Annotated in this window: 2 protein-coding genes and 1 pseudogene; 2 read left to right on the top strand and 1 reads right to left on the bottom strand. The window is 44.9% G+C overall.

Annotated elements, in window-relative coordinates; genetic code table 11:
• Positions 1–1,065, top strand: a 1,065-nt coding sequence (locus WBA23_RS10290; RefSeq protein WP_424582191.1) for a PAS domain-containing sensor histidine kinase, incomplete at its 5' end; no start/stop codon positions are given.
• Between the two features lie 30 nt (positions 1,066–1,095).
• Here the strand turns inward: WBA23_RS10290 and WBA23_RS10285 are convergent.
• The gene (locus WBA23_RS10285; RefSeq protein ID WP_424582190.1) at positions 1,096–1,542 is read right to left on the bottom strand and encodes a M48 family metalloprotease; all 447 of its coding nucleotides are present in this window, start codon (positions 1,540–1,542) and stop codon (positions 1,096–1,098) included.
• On the opposite strand from WBA23_RS10285, the pseudogene WBA23_RS10280 reads away from it, so the two are divergent.
• Positions 1,495–1,682: pseudogene (locus WBA23_RS10280) on the top strand (hypothetical protein); the annotation flags it as partial. The gene WBA23_RS10285 and the pseudogene WBA23_RS10280 sit on opposite strands and share 48 nt — an antisense overlap.

Below are 1,682 nucleotides of genomic sequence, written 5' to 3'. Positions count from 1 at the left end.
ACACAACTCAGTGAGCAGTCGCACCTCATTGTTTTTAATATTGACCTAGCTACGAATAAGCTGTTGTATCTAAATCCCTATTTTGAGCAGATTTTTCCCTTCAAAAGGCAGGATGTGATTGCTAATCCGGCGGCTTTGCTGGATAGTATACATCCGGAGGACCGGGATTACCTGGTTGAGATCTGCCAGCAACTGCGGCTAGGGCAGTTAGAACGGGAAAGAATAGTAGAATTTCGGATTCAGCATCCGAATAGCTCGGTTCTTTGGCTTCGCCTAATTTCTTTTGCTTACGAAGAAGATGAGAGAAATCGTAAGCTGGCTGGTATAATTGCTAATATTACGAACGAGAAGGAGAATTCCCTGGTACTGAATAAGATTACCGCTAAGAAAAACGCGGTCATGGAAATTGTTTCTCACGATCTCACCCGACCGTTTGCCAATATAAAAGGATTAATTTCTTTGGTTAGACATAGTCTTCAGGGCGAGGGGCAAGAAGAAGTTTACCAGTATCTAGAGCATATTAACCAAGTCTGTAAGCAGGCAGTAAATCTGATTCGGGATTATGTCAATCAGGAGATGATAGACACCACCGAAGTGGAGTTGCTAAAGAAAAAGGTGGATGTGGTGGAGCAAATAAAGTTAACGATGAATGAATACCAGGAGTCGCAGCATCATATTCATAAAGTGTTTCAGTTTGAAACCAGCCATGAGGTAATTAATATGCAGTTGGACGATATAAAATTTATGCAGGCATTGAATAATCTCATATCTAACGCAATTAAATTTACTCACGACAATGGTATTATTGCTGTTCGGGTAACCGATCAAACCGATACCGTATTGTTTGTGGTAGAAGACGACGGGGTAGGTATTCCGAAAGATTTACAAAACAATTTGTTTGACAAGGATTCCTCCGCCAAAAGGCCCGGATTGAAGGGAGAACCTTCTACTGGTAAGGGCATGTTCTATATTAAATGTATTACTGATTGGCATAATGGGCGGATTTGGTACGAAAGTGAAGAAAATCAGGGTACTACCTTTTGTGTCGAGATACCCAAAACTTGATTGGAAGATAGACTGCCCGGTTGAACCTACTTAGCGAGGGTTGCTGGGTAGCATTTGCTGAAAATCCCGGTAAGAAGCCGGATTGTAAGGCTGAGTACTACAACCAATCGCTTGGGCTTTCTCCGTGATATTTTCAAAACGGTTGGCCGGGTTGGGGTGCGTACTCAGGAAAGTCGGTATCCCGCTGGTTTTACCATCATCGGTGAGCTTCTGGAAAAACGACCGGGCCCCGGCACAGTTATACGGGGTTTGCGAAAGGTACTCCACCGATGCTTCATCGGCCTCAGTCTCAAACTCCCGGCTGAACGATAAACCGGCCGCCCCCGCCGCAAGTTGCCCTACAATTTGGGTCAGTTGATTGCCTCCTTCACCCAGGACGAGACCAAGAAGAATGCTAATACCGTACTGCCGCTGAAGGTTTCGCATCGAATGGCGCAGGTCGGCGTGAGCGATTTCGTGACCGAGTACTCCCGCCAAATCATCTTCACTATCCAGGTATTTTCACTGGATCAAGAAGTTCAATTAGGTCGGCAGCTAGATTCTTCTATTATGAACAATCCTCAGGAATATCGGGTGTTAGACTCAGTTCGGCATGCCGATGCCTACCACTACTTAGA

Origin of the sequence: Tunicatimonas sp., assembly GCF_049647865.1 — a bacterium.
Lineage (GTDB): Bacteria > Bacteroidota > Bacteroidia > Cytophagales > Cyclobacteriaceae > Tunicatimonas.
The sequence above is the reverse complement of the archived record's forward strand: the minus strand, read 5'-3'. Positions and strand labels throughout refer to the sequence as shown.